We start from the raw sequence: 15,042 nt of genomic DNA, 5'->3' as shown, positions 1-15,042 counted from the left end.
CGCCATTCCGGCGGCTTCCAGACCTGACAGGAGACAGCCAATGACCGCACTTTTCCTCAAACCCGCCCGCAATCTCACGCCCCTCTGGTTCACAGTCGCCGCGCTTGGCGGAGTCGCTTGGAACCTTTTCGGCGCCGTCCAGTTCGCGGGTTCCGTCACCGCAACCGAAGCGAGCCTGATCGCGTCCGGCATGACGCCGGAACAGGCCGCCGTAATGACGGGCTATCCGTTCTGGATGACGCTCGCCTTTGCCGTGGGTGTGTCCGGAGGACTGGTAGGCAGCATCTTTCTGCTGCTGCGCAAATCCGCAGCGATGTCGGTGCTGCTGACCTCGCTGATCGGCTATGTCGCGCTGTGGATCGGCGACATGGTTCACGGCGTCTTTGCGGCCCTCGGCGCGCCGCAGGTCATCATTCTGACCACAGTCGTCGCGATTGCCGCGTTGCTTTTCGCACTGAGCCGTCATCCCGCCGCGAAAGACTGATCGCCAATTCAAGAACGATGCTATCAAACACCGAGGAGAATCCGACATGCAATTCATGCTCATTCTGAACGAAACCGAGGAAGACTTCGCCCAGCGAAATGACCCCGAGCACGCGCAGACATACTGGGGCGGGTGGACAGCCTTCATCGGCGCCATGGCGCAGGCCGGGATCATCGTGAAGGGCGATGGCCTCCAGGGGCCGCACGCTGCGACAACCTTACGCTTGAAGGACGGCAAACGCGTGGTCGAGGACGGCCCCTACGCGGACACGAAGGAGCAGCTTGGTGGCTATTTCGTGATCGAGGTGCCCGATCTGGATACAGCGCTCGACTGGGCCGAGAAGGCGCCCTCGGCCCGGACCGCTTCGGTCGAGGTGCGTCCCATCCTGCCGATGCCGACCCTGCCGGCGTGACCAGGGCGGACGGCTCATCCGGTGCAGCCCGGGCGGCCGAACGCGCCGCCCGGGAAAGTTACGGCAAGCTCGTCGCCATCCTTGCAGCGCAGGACAGGGACATCGCCGCCGCGGAGGACGCTTTGTCGGATGCTCTCGTCGCGGCTCTTCGGGTTTGGCCGGAACAGGGTTTGCCCGCAAACCCAGAAGGCTGGCTTGTCACCGCCGCTCGCAATCGGATGAGGAACGCCGTCAGGGCCGCGACGGTACGACGACGAGCCGAGCCGGAAATTCTCCTCCGAATCGAGGAAATCGAAAACAATGGGCTTACGAAGGTACTGGAATCAGACGACCGGCCAAGACTGATGTTTGTTTGCGCGCATCCCGCCATCGACGCGGCCACGCGCGCACCCTTAATCCTGCAGACCGTGCTCGGGATAGATGCCGCGCGGATCGCCCTCGCCTTCATACTCCCGACAGCCACGATGTCCCAGCGGCTCGTTCGTGCCAAGGCGCGCATCCGCGACGTGGGCATCGCCTTCGCCGTTCCCGAACCGGAGGACATGGCCCCAAGGCTCGACGCCGTGCTCGAGGCGATCTACGCCGCGTTTGGCTCAGGCTGGGACGCATTGGACATGACCGACGACCCGGATGCTCTGACGGGCGAAGCGATCTGGCTTGCCCGACTGATTGTTGCGCAAATGCCGGGCGAGCCTGAGCCGATGGGCCTTCTCGCCCTGATGCTCTATTGCGCGGCACGCCGTCCGGCGCGGCGGGATGCGGACGGCCACTTCGTGCCGCTCGACCGGCAGGATGCGCGTCTGTGGAACCGCGACATGGTCATCGAAGCCGAGGGCCTTCTAGCGCGCGCGTCACAGGCGGGGCGCTTCGGCCGCTTCCAGTGCGAGGCCGCAATACAGTCGGTCCATATCCAGCGCCCTGTGACGGGACGGCTTAACCTCGCCGCGCTCCGGACACTCTACGATCTTCTCGTCGACCGGACCGGCAGCCTGGGGTCAAGGATCGGCCGCGCCGTCGTTATTGCGGAGGCGGGGGATCCGATTCAGGCATGGGCCGAGCTAGAGGCGTTGCCCAGGGATCGTGTCGCGGTGCACCAACCTTGGTGGGTGGCGCGGGCACGGGTCGCGGAACTCGCAGGTGATGCAGTCGGCCGTGCCGAAAGCCTCCGTCGTGCCATCGAGTTGACACAAGACCCAGCCGTCAGAAAGTTTTTGCTAAAGCAATAATGTACGTTCTCTCAGGGATGGAGAACGTCGGATCTCCGTCCCGTCCCCTCCGTTATCATCCACCAAAGAACGGCCATCGACTTCGGCGAAGTTCGAACTGGCGTATTTTGATCCGCTTCAGGTTGACCGCGCTGCTCGCTGTCGACGCTACGCGGTCAATCGACGTGGTTGCGCACTTTCGGAAGGGGCATCTCCTCCCAGCGCCAAGCTTGTAGGCAACCAAGCGGATCGGATGAACTGGAGGCAAGGAATTCATGACTTCCGACCCCGACTCGATTGACTTGCTCAGGCAAACACGGATTGTGTGACGCATCGTAACTCTTTGGGGAAATTGCAGAGTTTATGGAAAACGAATTTGAAGAAAGCCTTGCCGCAACGCTGGCATCCTTGGGTCCGATTGCCGGTTTTGGTGGGCTTGCGGCGCCGACAACAGAAGACGAATTGCTGGCGCTGACGGTTGGGCAGTATCTTGATCTGCTTGATCTGGCGGAAACAACGCTCCGGGATTTTCAGCCGATCATTGCGGCACAGCTGAGCATCATCACATCGCAGCCCGGTATCGAACCGGAGGCCCTGTCCTTCCTTCAGGCTTGGGCGGCGGGTGATTACAGCCTGCTGACGGCCGCCTTCGACGAAGCCCGTTCCCTGTTGTTCGGTGTGCCGCGCGAAACGCTTTTGATCAACGTGCAGGGTCTGGACGGCAATGGAGGCACGCTCGAAGACGATTTTCGTCTGGCTTTTGACGAGGCAGAAGCCAGTCTTGCAAACCTGCTCTGGACCGATTTCAACGGCCTCTTCACATCTCCCACCTTCACCATCGACCCTGATACGGGAAGCTGGTTCGCGCCCGGCAATGCCTTTACGGGCGGATCGCTGGTCGAGCTTTGGACGCTTGTCGGCGAAGCGGCGAGCCAGGCGTTCCTGACCTATTTCAACTCGCAAACCTCTTTGATCAATGATCTTTTCGGTGCCGGCATCACCGCTGTGCAACTGGCACAGGCCGAGGCTGCGGCACAAACCGCGTCGGCGATTGCGTTTGAGGCGCTGCAAGGCTTTGGTGCAACGCTGACGACTTCGGACGATGTCGACCTTGGTGCGTTCGAGTCGCTGGCTCTGGCGCAGTTCCAGGCGGTTGTCGGTGCGATCACCGGCGTCCTGCCGGGAGTGGCTGGCGCACTGAACCAGCTGATCCTCGGCTCGCGCAATTCGGACCCGACCTTTGTCGTCAATCTTGAAGGCAATGTGGACGGATCGGACGAAGGCGACTGGTTCTATCTCAATGACCTTGCCAATATTTTCAACGGCGGGCTTGGGCAGGACATCCTGTTCGGCTTCGGCGGGGACGACCGTTTCACCGGCGGTGCGGATGATGATGCGCTCTTTGGCGGTGACGGTACAGGCGACACGGCGGTTTATTCCGGCCCGCAGGCGCGCTTCACGATCCAGATCGAACGAGACGGCGTGACAGTGATCGACCGCTCCGGCGCTGAAGGCACCGACGCGCTGAGCGAGATCGAATTCCTGTCCTTCGGCGATGCGGCCGATTTCAATCTGGCAACCCAGGTCGGTATCGCGTCATTGAGTGCAGAGGAGATCGCCACCTTTGTCGAACTCTACATCGCCTATTTCAACCGTGCTCCCGATGCCGAAGGCCTCAACTTCTGGGGGTCGGCCTTTGCCAACGGGTTCTCGCTTAAATCGATCGCGACCTTGTTCCTCGATCAGGCGGAAACCCGTGCTGCCTATCCTGACAGTCTGAGCAATCTGGATTTCGCAACACAGGTCTACAACAACGTGCTGGGTCGGACGCCGGATCAGGACGGTCTCGACTTCTGGGCGGGCGCACTCGACAGCGGGGGTGTGACCCGCGATCAGTTCATTCTCGAAGTGCTGCGCGGTGCCAAAGCCGATCCCGATAGCAGCGCCTCGCAGGAGTTCATCGACCTGCAACTGGGCGACCGGGCCTACCTCTCGGACAAGACCGATATCGGCACGTATTTCGCCGTGATCCGGGGACTTTCCGACGTGACCGAAGCGGATTCGGTGATGGATCTTTTCATCCGGGGCGACCAAAGCTCGATCAACGCCGCGTTCGAAGCGACAAACGCGATCTACAATGCAGCGCTTGCGGCGGATGGCGGAGATTTCCTGATCCAGCTCGTTGGTATCGTCGACGATCCCTTCGCGATCTGATCCGTAGAGACCAAACACTGCGACAGCGCGCCCCTCGACGGGCGCGCTGTTCGTTTTAGCTACCGCCCCATGACAGAGACCACCAAAACACAGGGCGGGGCAGCATGAAGATTGCGATCATCGGGTCGGGCATGTCCGGTTTGGCCTGCGCAAACCGATTGGCACGGGCCGGGATGGCGCCGACGGTCTTCGACAAGGGGCGCGGCATTGGTGGGCGTATGGCGACCCGTCGCGCGGATGGTGGATTTCAGTTCGACCACGGCGCACAGATGATCCCCTGCGACAGCGCCGGGTTTCAGGCGTTGCTTGATGAAGCCAGGGCATCTGGCCACGTCGCGGATTGGAACACTGGCGATGGGGTGTCGCACGCGGTCGGCACCCCCGGGATGACGGCGCTTGCCAAATCTTTGGCTACGGACCTTGACCTGCGTCAGGCGACCGAGATCACATCGGTGACACGCAGCGCTGCGGGCTGGGACCTGACCGCAGATCAACCGCTTGGCACGTTCGACCGGGTCGTTTGCACCGCCCCTGTTCCGCAAACGATAAAGTTGGTGGGGCGCGCGCTGACCGAACCGTTGGACCATGTGACCTACGCCCCAAGTCTCACATTGATGGTCGCCCTGAACCGACGCATCGACGCGCCAGCCACTCAGACCAACCCGACGGACGCGCTTGTGTGGATCGCCCATGACAGCACCAAACCGGGTCGGAAAACGCAGAACTGCTGGGTCGCGCAGGCCAGTGCCGAATGGAGCGTCGCCCATCTGGAACTCAGCAAGGACGAGATCGCCGCGCTGATGCTCGACATCTTTCTGGCCCATCACGGTCTTGCCGCGACCGACGTCGCCTATGACACCGCGCACCGCTGGCGCTATGCTCTGGTCACCCAGCCGCTTGGCCAAGCCTTTGTCAAATCTCCGGATGGAACGCTCTACGCAGGTGGCGACTGGTGCCTTGGACCCCACATCGAACACGCATGGCAAAGTGGGACTGCCATTGCAGACGATATCCTGCGCGCCGCATGACCCTGAACGATCCGCGCATCCAACGGCTGATCACCCTGATCCGCGCCGCACTCATCCCGCCTCCGGGAAAGGGCCGCATTGCGCTTGCCGTGACCATGGGCGCACTCTGCCACGTGATCTTCGCCATCGCCGTTCTGTCGATGATGGCCGCCATGTTTTTCGGTATGAGCGAAAGCTTTGGCACCGTTCCGTGGCCGTGGGCCATCCTCGCCAATGCGGCGCTGATCCTGCAATTCCCGCTGGTCCACTCTTTCCTGCTGTCCAAACGCGGCACAAAGATCGTGTCCCGCCTGATCCCCGGTCCGCATGGTGGCACGCTGGCCACCACCACCTACGCAATCATCGCCTCGATCCAACTGGCCGCCCTTTTCCTGCTCTGGACCCCCAGCGGCATCATCTGGTATCGCGCCGAAGGCACCGCCTTTGCCCTGATCTGCACGGCATACGCCGCCACATGGCTCCTGTTGCTCAAGGCCAGCTTTGACGCCGGGGCCGAGGTGCAATCGGGCGCGCTGGGCTGGATGTCGCTTATGGGAAAGATCAAACCGGTCTTCCCAGACATGCCGACCCAAGGCCTTTTCCGCCTGATCCGACAGCCGATCTATGTGGCCTTTGCGCTGACGCTCTGGGCGGTGCCGGTCTGGACGCCAGATCAACTGGCGCTCGCAATCAGCTACACCGCCTACTGTCTGTTTGCTCCGCGCCTCAAGGAAAAACGTTTCGAACAGCGCTATGCTGCCGCATTCCATCGCTATCGGGCCAACGTGCCCTACGTCCTGCCGAAACTTACGACCAAGGAGCCGAAAGATGGCGCAAACCCGGCGCAACAACCTTGAGATTTACGATGATGTGGCCGACCGCTGGTGGTCCGACGACATCCGCTGGGTCCGCACGCTCAAGAACATGGTGCCGGGGCGGCTCAGCTGGTTTGACCGCAAGTTCGACTGGCAGGGCAAGGACGTGCTCGACCTTGGTTGTGCCGGGGGCTTCATGGCCGAAGCCATTGACGACCGCGGCGCCCGCGTCACCGGAATCGACCCCGCGAAAGAGGCCATCGCTGCTGCAAGCGCTCATGCCAAGAGCGAAGGCAAGACGATCCGCTACGACGTTGGAGTGGGTGAGGCGCTGCCCTATCCAGATGCAAGCTTTGACGCGGTGGTCTGCGTCGACGTTCTCGAACATGTACAGAGCCTGCCCATGGTCATCTCCGAAGTGCGCCGCGTCCTGCGCCCCGGTGGCATGTTCCTGTTCGACACCATCAACCGCAATCCCATCGCGCGGCTGGCGACCATCACCATGGCCGAGGATGTGCTGAAACTGCTGCCCAAGGGCACCCATGACCCCGACATGTTCATCAAGCCATCAGAACTCCGCGCCGAATTGGAAACCGCCGGGTTTGCCGTGGGTCAAATGGTCGGCCTCGGCCCGCGCGGGATCAACTGCAAGGGCGATTTCACCTTCGGTCGCGTTCCGGGAACGATGATCATCTACATGGGCACCGCCCGCAGAACCGACCAGACAGGAGCCTGACATGACAACCCTTGCCTTGCTCTCGACCGCACTCCTTTTCGGCGGAATGGTGCTCTACTCCTTCGGCTTTGCGGCCTTCCTCTTCACCGCCCTTCCAGCCGAAACCGCAGGCCCCACCATCCGCCGCGCCTTTCCACATTTCTATCTCTTCGTCATCGCCGGGGCAGGGCTGTCAGCTGTGTTCCTCGCGATGACCGACCCGCTAGGTGCCGCGATCATGGCCGCCATCGCGCTGACGACGATCCCAACCCGCCAAATCCTGATGCCCGCGATCAATGCCGCCACCGATGTCGGCAACAAACGCCGCTTCGGCTTATTGCACGGCCTCTCAGTTGTGATCACTTTGATCCACATTGTTGCCGCAGCCTATGTGCTGCACCGCTTTATCGGTTGACTTCGCGGGGCTAAGGCCCCATGTGCACCTCATCGCCGCGCAGCCGCGTGAGCTTGCCGCGCCCGTCATCTTGGGCGCACCGGCGATACAAGAATTCAGTTCCCCATCACGCAGGGTCCCTGACGCAGTACCAGACGGTACGGGACGGTCCCGTGATGTCTTAAGGTCCTGCGACGCCCTCGTTTGCCGCGATGATGCGGCACCATACCCTCCGTGTGCGCAACCGCATGCGGTCGCAAAGGATACCTTTTGTCTGATTTTGACACTCTGGGCCTCAAGCCCATTCTCCTCGCCGCTCTCAAAGACGCTGGCCTCACCACACCCACCCCGATCCAGGACAAGGCGATTCCGCTTGCCATGGCGGGCAACGATGTTCTGGGCCTTGCCCAGACCGGCACCGGCAAGACAATGGCCTTCGGCATCCCGCTGGTCAGCCACCTGATGGACATGCCCGAACGCCCTGCCGCGAAAACCGCGAAATCGCTGATCCTCGCACCGACCCGCGAACTGGTGAACCAGATCGCCGAAGCGCTGCGCACCCTGACCAAGAAAACCCACCTCAAGGTGAATGTCGTGGTCGGTGGCCAGTCCATCAACAAGCAGATCCATCACCTGCTCAAAGGCACGGACATTCTGGTCGCCACACCGGGTCGTCTAATTGACCTGATGGACCGCAAGGCGGTTGATCTGCGCACCGTCAAGCACCTCGTGCTGGACGAGGCCGACCAGATGCTCGACATGGGCTTCATCCATGCCCTGCGCCGCATCGCGCCCAAGCTCGGCACACCGCGTCAGACCATGCTGTTCTCGGCCACCATGCCAAAACAGATGGAAGACCTGAGCGCGGCGTACCTCACCAATCCACAGCGTGTGCAGGTCGCCCCTCCGGGCAAGGCTGCCGACAAGGTCACCCAATCGGTGCATCACCTGTCCAAGGCCGACAAACCCGCCAAGCTGCGTGAAATCCTGTCGCGCGACCTCGATGCGCTCACTCTCGTCTTCTCCCGCACCAAACACGGCGCGGAAAAGCTGATGAAGGGTCTTGTGGCCGACGGTTACAATGCCGCATCCATCCACGGCAACAAAAGCCAGGGCCAACGCGATCGCGCCATCAAGGCGTTCCGCGATGGCGAGATCAAGGTGCTGGTCGCCACGGATGTGGCTGCGCGCGGCATCGACATTCCCGGTGTGGCCTATGTCATCAACTACGATCTGCCCGATGTGCCCGACAACTACGTCCACCGCATCGGCCGCACCGCCCGTGCAGGCCGTGAAGGCGAGGCGATTGCCTTCTGCGCGCCGGATGAGGCGGATCTGCTGCGCCAGATCGAAAAGCTGATGAAAATCGACGTTCCTGTGGCAAGCGGTTCGGCTCCGAAAGACCCGGTCGCCCGCAAGCCGCAGACCCGTGGTCAGGGGCGTGGTGGCAAAGGTGGGCAAAGCCGCCCCGCCGGTGCGGCGGCCAAGCCGAACGGCAACCGCCGCCGCCGCAACCGGGCGCGCAAAGCCGCTTAAGAGACCTTCGCGTCCCTTCTTCGGTTTTCAAATACTTCAGGGGGGTATGGGGGGGGACAGCGTCCCCCCACCTGTCGGAGCGGCCCCGCCGCTTCGATCTCAAGTCGCGCAGCGCCCCGCAATTTCCCCAAGGTCACCCCTCCCACACGGCCAGACCGGTCCTATGTTGAGGTCAAAGCCAGTGACAGAGGGAGCACGCCGCGATGCAACTCAGGATCAATGGAACGCTTCACGAGGTCGATGTCGAAGACGACATGCCGCTCCTGTGGGTCCTGCGCGATGAGCTTGGTCTGACCGGCACCAAATTCGGCTGCGGCATCGCGCAATGCGGAGCCTGTACGGTGCATCTGGATGGCGTTGCCGTCCGCTCCTGCCAGACTTGGGCCATCGACGCAGAAGGTGCGGACATCCGCACCATCGAAGGTCTTGGCACTCCCGACGCGCTGCACGCGGTGCAGGCGGCATGGCTCACCGAACAGGTGGCCCAATGCGGGTACTGCCAGTCCGGACAGATCATGCAGGCCGCCTCTCTTCTCGCCGAAAATCCGCAACCCACCGATCAAGAGATCGACGACGCCATGTCCGGCAATCTTTGCCGCTGCGGAACCTATCCCCGCATCCGCGCCGCTGTGAAGCGCGCCGCAAGCCAGATGCAGGAGGGCTGATCATGGGACGCCTCAAAACCATCGCCCGCCGCACGTTTCTTATTGGCTCTGCCGCAGTTGCCGGTGGTGTGGCCTTTGGCGTCTACACCGTGCGCAAACCGCATGAGAACCCGCTGACGGCTGCCGTGGGCGAGGCGGTGCTGACGCCTTATGTCAAGATCACCCCTGACGGTATCACCCTCATCACCCCCCGCGCGGATTCGGGGCAGGGGGTCTACCACGTTCAGGCCGCGCTCATTGCCGAGGAACTGGATGTCGATCTCGACCAGATCAAGGCCGATCCCGGCCCGCCCAGCCCTGCCTATTGGAACACCGCACTTGCGGCCGAGGCCGCAGAATTCCTGGTGCCTGCCGCTGGCATGATGCAGGACATGGCCGAAGGGGCGGTGAACTCTGTGATGAAGGTCATGGGTCTGCAGATCACCGGCGGCTCGACCAGCGTGCCCGATCAGTTCGAAAAACTGCGTCTGGCAGGCGCGTCTGCGCGCGAGACGATAAAGGCCGTGGTTGCGGAACGTGAAGGTGTGGCGGTCGCGGACCTCACCACCGCGTCCGGCAACGTGATTTTACCAGATGGTCAAAAAATCCCCTACATCAGCCTCGCCGCCGATCTGGCCGGGGCCAAGGTGGTGCAGGACGTTCCCCTCCGCGATCCATCGCAATGGCGCTATATCGGCAAACCGATGCAGCGGATCGACATGCTGGCGAAAAGCACGGGGACGCAAGACTACGGCATCGACGCTTCGGTCGAGGGCATGGTCCACGCCACCGTCCTGATGAACCCCGCGCAGGGTGGCGGGATGACGGACTATGACGCCTCCGAAGCGCTGGCCATGCGAGGCGTTAAAGCCGTAGTCCCGATCTCCGGTGGGCTTGGGATTGTCGCCGACAACACATGGCGCGCGTTCCGCGCCGCTCAGGCGATCAACGTCACCTGGGAAGACCCAAGCTTTCCGCTTGAGCAAGCCGAGCATTGGGCCGCACTTGAGGCGGCGTTCACGCCTGACGCGCAGGACAGTCAGAAACGCAACGACGGTGATGTGGACACCGCACTCAGCGATGGCGAGGTCCTCACCGCCGAGTACCGCGCGCCGTATCTGGCCCACGCGCCATTGGAGCCGGTCAACGCTATTGTCCGCGTCGACGACGACCGTGCCGAGGTTTGGACCGGCACACAAATCCCGCGCTTCATTCAGGCCAATGTCAGCCGCATTACCGGCATCCCGGCCAACAATGTGACCGTACATGTTCTGATGATGGGCGGCAGTTTCGGGCACCGGCTGGAAGACGAGGTGGTCAAACAGGCGACCGAAATCGCGATGCAGATGAAAGGCACGCCGGTCAAGCTGACCCTCTCGCGCGAAGAGGACATGATCCACGACTTCCCACGCCAGATCGCAATGGCGCGGATGCGGGGCAAGGTGGCGAACGGGCAGGTCGAGGCGCTGGATCTGGGCATCGCCATGCCCTCGGTCATGGCCTCGCAACTCAGCCGCCAAAACCAACCCGCCCCCGGACCGGACAGCCAGATCGTGGCGGGCGCGTGGGAACAGCCCTTTGCTATCCCGCACCAGCGCGTGACGGGCTATCGCGCCCAGCAGCTTGCGCCGATCAGTTCATGGCGCTCGGTCGGCGCATCCTCCAACGGGTTTTTCTACAACGCTGCCCTCGACGAGTTGATCGAAGCTGCGGGCGCCGACCCTTTGGACGAACGTCTGCGCCTCTGCAGCGATCCGCTGGCGCGGCAGGCACTGGAGGCGGTGGCCGAGATGTCGGACTGGTCCGGCATTGGTGGGCTTGCGAATGGGTCAAAGACCGGACGCGGTGTGGCGCTGACCAAGTCGTTTGGCGTGCATTGTGCGCAGGTGATCGAGGTTACCGACACGGACGCGGGCCTTCGCATCGACAATGTTTGGGTTGCTGCCGAAGTGGGCCGGGTTGTCGATCCGGTCAATTTCGAGAACCTTGTGCAGGGTGGGGTGATCTATGCGCTGGGTCACGCCATGAATTCCGAAATCACCTATGCGGGTGGCATCGCCGAACAGTCGAATTTCGACCTGAACCCCGGCATGCGCCTGCATCAATGTCCCAACATCTTTGTGCGCGGGCTGGAAAACGGCGACCGCGTGCTTGGCATCGGCGAACCGCCTGTGCCGCCTGCCGCACCGGCCTTGGCGGGGGCGATCTGGGCGGTGACGGGCACGCGGTTGCGGGAGATGCCGTTCAGCAAGTCGGTGGATTTTGTGTGAGGCAAAGAGATTTTTACCAGATGGTAAAAGATTGTGCGCTTACGTCTTGAAAGCATCACTTACAAATACGGTTAAATTATTTGCCTTTTCGTTACCGTAGCTGACCGTTATCCTAGAGGTCATCATTGGGAATGACGAAAGGCGGGCTCTCAGGTGCCAGAGCGAGACCACTTGACTGTGACGGTGCAACGCGGAGGCCCCGACGCGCCCATGCGGCCCCAGACATTCGAGGTTCCGGCCTATGACAACCAGACCGTTCTGGATGTGGTGTCGTGGATTCAGCAGAACGCCGATCCAACCCTGACCTACCGCTTCGCCTGCCGGGTCGGCATGTGCGGAAGCTGTGCAATGATGGTCAACGGCGTGCCGCGCTGGACCTGCCGCACCCATGTGAGCAAGGTTCTGGATGGCAATGCCATCGAAGTCGGCCCGCTGCGTAATCTGCCGGTGATCAAGGATCTCGCCGCCGACATGGACCCGTTCTTTGACAAATGGGTATCTGCCGAAGGCATGCACCACCCGACGCGGACGCGGGATGATGCCATCGAAGCGATTGATCCGGTGGCGATGGACCGGCAAGAGGCGAACGCCGGGATCGAGTGCATCAACTGCTCGGTCTGTTATTCGGCCTGCGATACGGTTGCGGGCAATCCCGATTACCTTGGTCCCGCCGCGCTGCAACGGGCGTGGACTCTCTATAATGACGCCAAGGATGCGGACCGCGACGCAATCCTTGATGCGGTCTCGGGCAAGGGGGGATGCCATTCCTGCCATTCGATGGGGTCCTGTACGGCCTATTGTCCGAACGAGCTGGACCCGCTGTCGGCCATTGCGGGGCTGAAGCGCGCAACGGCCAAGCGGTTTTTCGGAGGGCGCAAGGGATGAGCGAATTCCACCTCTACATGGCGCAACGTCTGTCGGCCTTGGTGATGGCCCCGTTCGTGATCGTGCATATCGGCGTGATGATCTACGCCATCCAAGGCGGGCTGTCGGCGGCGGAAATATTGGGCCGGACGCAGGGATCGGCCTTCTGGTTTGCCTTCTACGGCCTGTTCGTGGTGGCGGTGTCGATCCATGCCGCCATCGGGTTGCGCACCATCCTTGGCGAGTGGGCGGGCTTGCGAGGGGGCGCGCGCGATGGGGTCGCAGCGGTGATCGGGCTGGGCCTTCTGGCGCTGGGCGCACAGGCGGTCTGGGCGGTGACGGCATGAAGATCGCGCGCGCTCATCCGCTCTGGCTGGCCTATCTGCTGCACAGGCTCTCGGGTCTGGGCCTTGCGCTTTTCCTGCCGCTGCATTTCTGGGTGCTGTCCTATGCGCTGAACGATGCGGCCAAGCTGGACGCCTTTCTGACGCTGACCGAGATGCCGTTGGTCAAGCTGGCCGAGTTCGGTCTGGTCTTCCTTCTGGCGGTGCATTTCTTTGGCGGGCTGCGCCTGATCGCGCTGGAATGGCTGCCGTGGTCCGCGCCGCAAAAGACATGGGCGGCAGCGGCGGTGGCCGGGTCGTTCCTTGTTTCGACAACCTTCCTCTTGCAGGCGATCTGACATGTTCACGACAAAAGACATCGACCGGCACGACACCGACATCCTGATCCTGGGCACGGGCGGCGCTGGCATGTTTGCAGCACTTCACGCGATGCAGAGCGCGCCCGAGGGCACCAAGGTGACCATCGCGGTCAAGGGTCTGATCGGCAAATGCGGCTGCACGCGGATGGTGCAGGGCGGCTACAATGTGGCTTTGGGCGGCGGCGACAGCGTCGAGCGGCATTTCATGGACACGATCGAGGGCGGCAAATGGCTGCCCAATCAGGACATGGCGTGGCGTCTGTGCGAACAGGCGGTGGTGCGTATTCGCGAGCTTGAGAACGAGATCGGCTGTTTCTTTGATCGAAACCCCGATGGGTCGCTGCACCAAAAGGCCTTTGCCGGTCAGACCGCGGACCGCACCGTTCACAAAGGCGACCTGACGGGGATCGAGATCATCAACCGTCTGATGGAACAGGTTCTGTCGCGCCCGGTGGAGAAGTTGCAGGAACACCGCGCGATTGGTCTGATCCCGACGAAGGACGGATCGGCACTGGCGGGTGTGCTGATGATCGACATGCGCACCGGGCGGTTCCGCTTCGTGCGCGCCAAGACGGTGCTGATGGCGACGGGTGGTGGCCCGACCATGTACAAGTACCATACGCCGTCTGGTGACAAGACGATGGACGGGCTTGCCATGGCGCTGCGCGTGGGTCTGCCGCTGCGCGATATGGAGATGGTGCAGTTCCATCCGACCGGCTTGCTTGCGGGTGATCACACGCGCATGACCGGGACGGTGTTGGAGGAAGGTCTGCGCGGGGCAGGTGGGCAGTTGGTGAACCACGCGGGCCAGCGCTTTATGTTCGACTATGACGCCAAAGGCGAACGCGCGACCCGTGATGTGGTCAGCCGGGGCATCTATGCCGAGATGCGCAAGAACAACAATCCGGACCAAGAGGGTGTGTTCATCTCCATGTCCCATCTCGGGCCGGATTTCGTACGCGAGAAATTCAAAGGTATGGTCAAACGCTGTGCCGATAGTGGCTTTGATCTGGCTGCGGGCAAGGTCGAGGTGGTGCCTACCGCGCATTACTTCATGGGTGGTGTGGTGGTCGATGTGGACACGCGCACGGCGATGGAAGGGCTCTACGTGGCTGGGGAGGACGCAGGCGGCGCGCATGGGTCGAACCGGCTGGGCGGCAATGGCGTGGCCAATTCCACCGTTTATGGTGGTATCGCGGGCGACGTGATGGGGGCCGACATTCGTGGCATGGACGCGCTGCGCGATCCGGATGAGAGCGTGATGGAAGCGGAGTTGATGCGCGCCTGTCATCCGCTGACGCGCAAGCCCGAGCTGGTGCTGCCGCTGCGCAAGCAGTTACAGGAGGCGATGTGGGACGAGGTGGGTGTCATGCGCACCGAAGCCGGGCTGAAGCGCGGACTTGGGCGGATTGCTGAGATCTCGGACGCGCTGGGCGATGTGGGGGTTGCCGCCGACAATCTGGCGTTCAACCTCACCTGGCACGATTGGCTGAACCTGCGGTCGCTCTGCGATATTTCCGAGGTCATCACCAAGGCGGCACTGGCGCGGGAGAACTCGCGCGGGGCGCATTACCGCGAAGATTTCCCCGACGCGGGCGCGATGGAGGACAGTTATTTCACCATCGCGCGGCAGGTGGATGGCGCGGTCGAGGTGGGGCGCGAGGATGTGCAGTTCACCATCGTGCGCCCGGGCGAAACCGTGCTGCCTGAGGGGGAGCCGGAGACATTGGTGGCGGCGCAGTGATGGCTGGTTGGTATTCGTCATCCTCGGGCTCGACC

15 protein-coding genes and 1 pseudogene are annotated in these 15,042 nt (G+C 62.4%); all 16 read left to right on the top strand.

Annotation, left to right across the window (positions count from 1 at the left end; translation table 11 throughout):
- Positions 1 to 40 precede the first annotated feature (40 nt).
- On the top strand, positions 41 to 484 hold the full coding sequence (locus ACMVPR_RS10575; RefSeq protein WP_416882845.1) for a hypothetical protein: 444 nt from the start codon (positions 41 to 43) through the stop codon (positions 482 to 484).
- A 46-nt stretch (positions 485 to 530) separates the two neighbouring features.
- A complete protein-coding gene (locus ACMVPR_RS10570) occupies positions 531 to 896 on the top strand; it encodes a YciI family protein (protein ID WP_416882844.1) in 366 nt (121 codons plus the stop codon).
- A pseudogene (locus tag ACMVPR_RS10565) lies at positions 893 to 1,126 on the top strand (sigma factor); the annotation flags it as partial. The gene ACMVPR_RS10570 and the pseudogene ACMVPR_RS10565, both read left to right, overlap by 4 nt.
- 114 nt (positions 1,127 to 1,240) lie before the next feature.
- The gene (locus ACMVPR_RS10560) at positions 1,241 to 2,122 is read left to right on the top strand and encodes an RNA polymerase sigma factor (protein WP_416884647.1); all 882 of its coding nucleotides are present in this window, start codon (positions 1,241 to 1,243) and stop codon (positions 2,120 to 2,122) included.
- Positions 2,123 to 2,464: 342 nt separating this feature from the next.
- Positions 2,465 to 4,315, top strand: coding sequence for a DUF4214 domain-containing protein (locus ACMVPR_RS10555; protein WP_416882843.1), 1,851 nt, complete (start codon positions 2,465 to 2,467; stop codon positions 4,313 to 4,315).
- A gap of 104 nt (positions 4,316 to 4,419) precedes the next feature.
- Positions 4,420 to 5,343 (top strand): NAD(P)/FAD-dependent oxidoreductase, encoded by a 924-nt coding sequence (locus ACMVPR_RS10550; protein WP_416882842.1) that lies wholly within the window; start codon positions 4,420 to 4,422, stop codon positions 5,341 to 5,343.
- Complete coding sequence (locus ACMVPR_RS10545; protein WP_416882841.1) at positions 5,340 to 6,179, top strand: isoprenylcysteine carboxylmethyltransferase family protein; 840 nt, start codon at positions 5,340 to 5,342, stop codon at positions 6,177 to 6,179. The genes ACMVPR_RS10550 and ACMVPR_RS10545 overlap by 4 nt, the downstream gene beginning before the upstream one ends.
- Positions 6,151 to 6,873, top strand: a complete 723-nt coding sequence (gene ubiG, locus ACMVPR_RS10540; RefSeq protein ID WP_416882840.1) for a bifunctional 2-polyprenyl-6-hydroxyphenol methylase/3-demethylubiquinol 3-O-methyltransferase UbiG — start codon at positions 6,151 to 6,153, stop codon at positions 6,871 to 6,873. The genes ACMVPR_RS10545 and ubiG overlap by 29 nt, the downstream gene beginning before the upstream one ends.
- A 1-nt stretch (position 6,874) precedes the next feature.
- Positions 6,875 to 7,267, top strand: a complete 393-nt coding sequence (locus ACMVPR_RS10535; protein ID WP_416882839.1) for a DUF4149 domain-containing protein — start codon at positions 6,875 to 6,877, stop codon at positions 7,265 to 7,267.
- 249 nt (positions 7,268 to 7,516) lie between these two features.
- Entirely contained in the window at positions 7,517 to 8,782 is a 1,266-nt protein-coding gene (locus tag ACMVPR_RS10530; protein ID WP_416882838.1) for a DEAD/DEAH box helicase, read from the top strand.
- Positions 8,783 to 8,985: 203 nt separating this feature from the next.
- Complete coding sequence (locus ACMVPR_RS10525) at positions 8,986 to 9,447, top strand: (2Fe-2S)-binding protein (RefSeq protein ID WP_416882837.1); 462 nt, start codon at positions 8,986 to 8,988, stop codon at positions 9,445 to 9,447.
- A 2-nt stretch (positions 9,448 to 9,449) separates the two neighbouring features.
- Positions 9,450 to 11,696, top strand: a complete 2,247-nt coding sequence (locus ACMVPR_RS10520) for a molybdopterin cofactor-binding domain-containing protein (protein WP_416882836.1) — start codon at positions 9,450 to 9,452, stop codon at positions 11,694 to 11,696.
- A gap of 171 nt (positions 11,697 to 11,867) precedes the next feature.
- A complete protein-coding gene (locus tag ACMVPR_RS10515; RefSeq protein ID WP_416882835.1) occupies positions 11,868 to 12,581 on the top strand; it encodes a succinate dehydrogenase/fumarate reductase iron-sulfur subunit in 714 nt (237 codons plus the stop codon).
- Positions 12,578 to 12,907: a succinate dehydrogenase gene (locus ACMVPR_RS10510; RefSeq protein WP_300586376.1), complete on the top strand. Its 330-nt coding sequence runs from the start codon at positions 12,578 to 12,580 to the stop codon at positions 12,905 to 12,907. The genes ACMVPR_RS10515 and ACMVPR_RS10510 overlap by 4 nt, the downstream gene beginning before the upstream one ends.
- Complete coding sequence (gene sdhC / locus ACMVPR_RS10505) at positions 12,904 to 13,242, top strand: succinate dehydrogenase, cytochrome b556 subunit (protein ID WP_416882834.1); 339 nt, start codon at positions 12,904 to 12,906, stop codon at positions 13,240 to 13,242. The genes ACMVPR_RS10510 and sdhC overlap by 4 nt, the downstream gene beginning before the upstream one ends.
- 1 nt (position 13,243) lies before the next feature.
- Positions 13,244 to 15,007 carry an L-aspartate oxidase gene (locus tag ACMVPR_RS10500; RefSeq protein ID WP_416882833.1) on the top strand — a complete coding sequence of 588 codons (1,764 nt, stop codon included), beginning with the start codon at positions 13,244 to 13,246 and terminating at the stop codon, positions 15,005 to 15,007.
- Positions 15,008 to 15,042: the final 35 nt, after the last annotated feature.

Source organism: Marivita sp. (genome assembly GCF_048006345.1).
In the GTDB taxonomy this organism is placed as follows: domain Bacteria; phylum Pseudomonadota; class Alphaproteobacteria; order Rhodobacterales; family Rhodobacteraceae; genus Marivita.
This window is presented reverse-complemented; position numbering and strand designations above follow the sequence as displayed.

What these genes read in the sequence shown, in the direction of transcription:
- ACMVPR_RS10535 (WP_416882839.1), top strand. Translation starts at nt 6,875, where the DNA reads ATGACAACCCTTGCCTTGCTCTCGACCGCACTCCTTTTCGGCGGAATG.
- ACMVPR_RS10500 (WP_416882833.1), top strand. Translation starts at nt 13,244, where the DNA reads ATGTTCACGACAAAAGACATCGACCGGCACGACACCGACATCCTGATC.
- ACMVPR_RS10570 (WP_416882844.1), top strand. Translation starts at nt 531, where the DNA reads ATGCAATTCATGCTCATTCTGAACGAAACCGAGGAAGACTTCGCCCAG.
- ACMVPR_RS10510 (WP_300586376.1), top strand. Translation starts at nt 12,578, where the DNA reads ATGAGCGAATTCCACCTCTACATGGCGCAACGTCTGTCGGCCTTGGTG.
- ACMVPR_RS10555 (WP_416882843.1), top strand. Translation starts at nt 2,465, where the DNA reads ATGGAAAACGAATTTGAAGAAAGCCTTGCCGCAACGCTGGCATCCTTG.
- ACMVPR_RS10550 (WP_416882842.1), top strand. Translation starts at nt 4,420, where the DNA reads ATGAAGATTGCGATCATCGGGTCGGGCATGTCCGGTTTGGCCTGCGCA.
- ACMVPR_RS10525 (WP_416882837.1), top strand. Translation starts at nt 8,986, where the DNA reads ATGCAACTCAGGATCAATGGAACGCTTCACGAGGTCGATGTCGAAGAC.
- sdhC (WP_416882834.1), top strand. Translation starts at nt 12,904, where the DNA reads ATGAAGATCGCGCGCGCTCATCCGCTCTGGCTGGCCTATCTGCTGCAC.
- ACMVPR_RS10545 (WP_416882841.1), top strand. Translation starts at nt 5,340, where the DNA reads ATGACCCTGAACGATCCGCGCATCCAACGGCTGATCACCCTGATCCGC.
- ACMVPR_RS10520 (WP_416882836.1), top strand. Translation starts at nt 9,450, where the DNA reads ATGGGACGCCTCAAAACCATCGCCCGCCGCACGTTTCTTATTGGCTCT.
- ubiG (WP_416882840.1), top strand. Translation starts at nt 6,151, where the DNA reads ATGGCGCAAACCCGGCGCAACAACCTTGAGATTTACGATGATGTGGCC.
- ACMVPR_RS10560 (WP_416884647.1), top strand. Translation starts at nt 1,241, where the DNA reads ATGTTTGTTTGCGCGCATCCCGCCATCGACGCGGCCACGCGCGCACCC.
- ACMVPR_RS10575 (WP_416882845.1), top strand. Translation starts at nt 41, where the DNA reads ATGACCGCACTTTTCCTCAAACCCGCCCGCAATCTCACGCCCCTCTGG.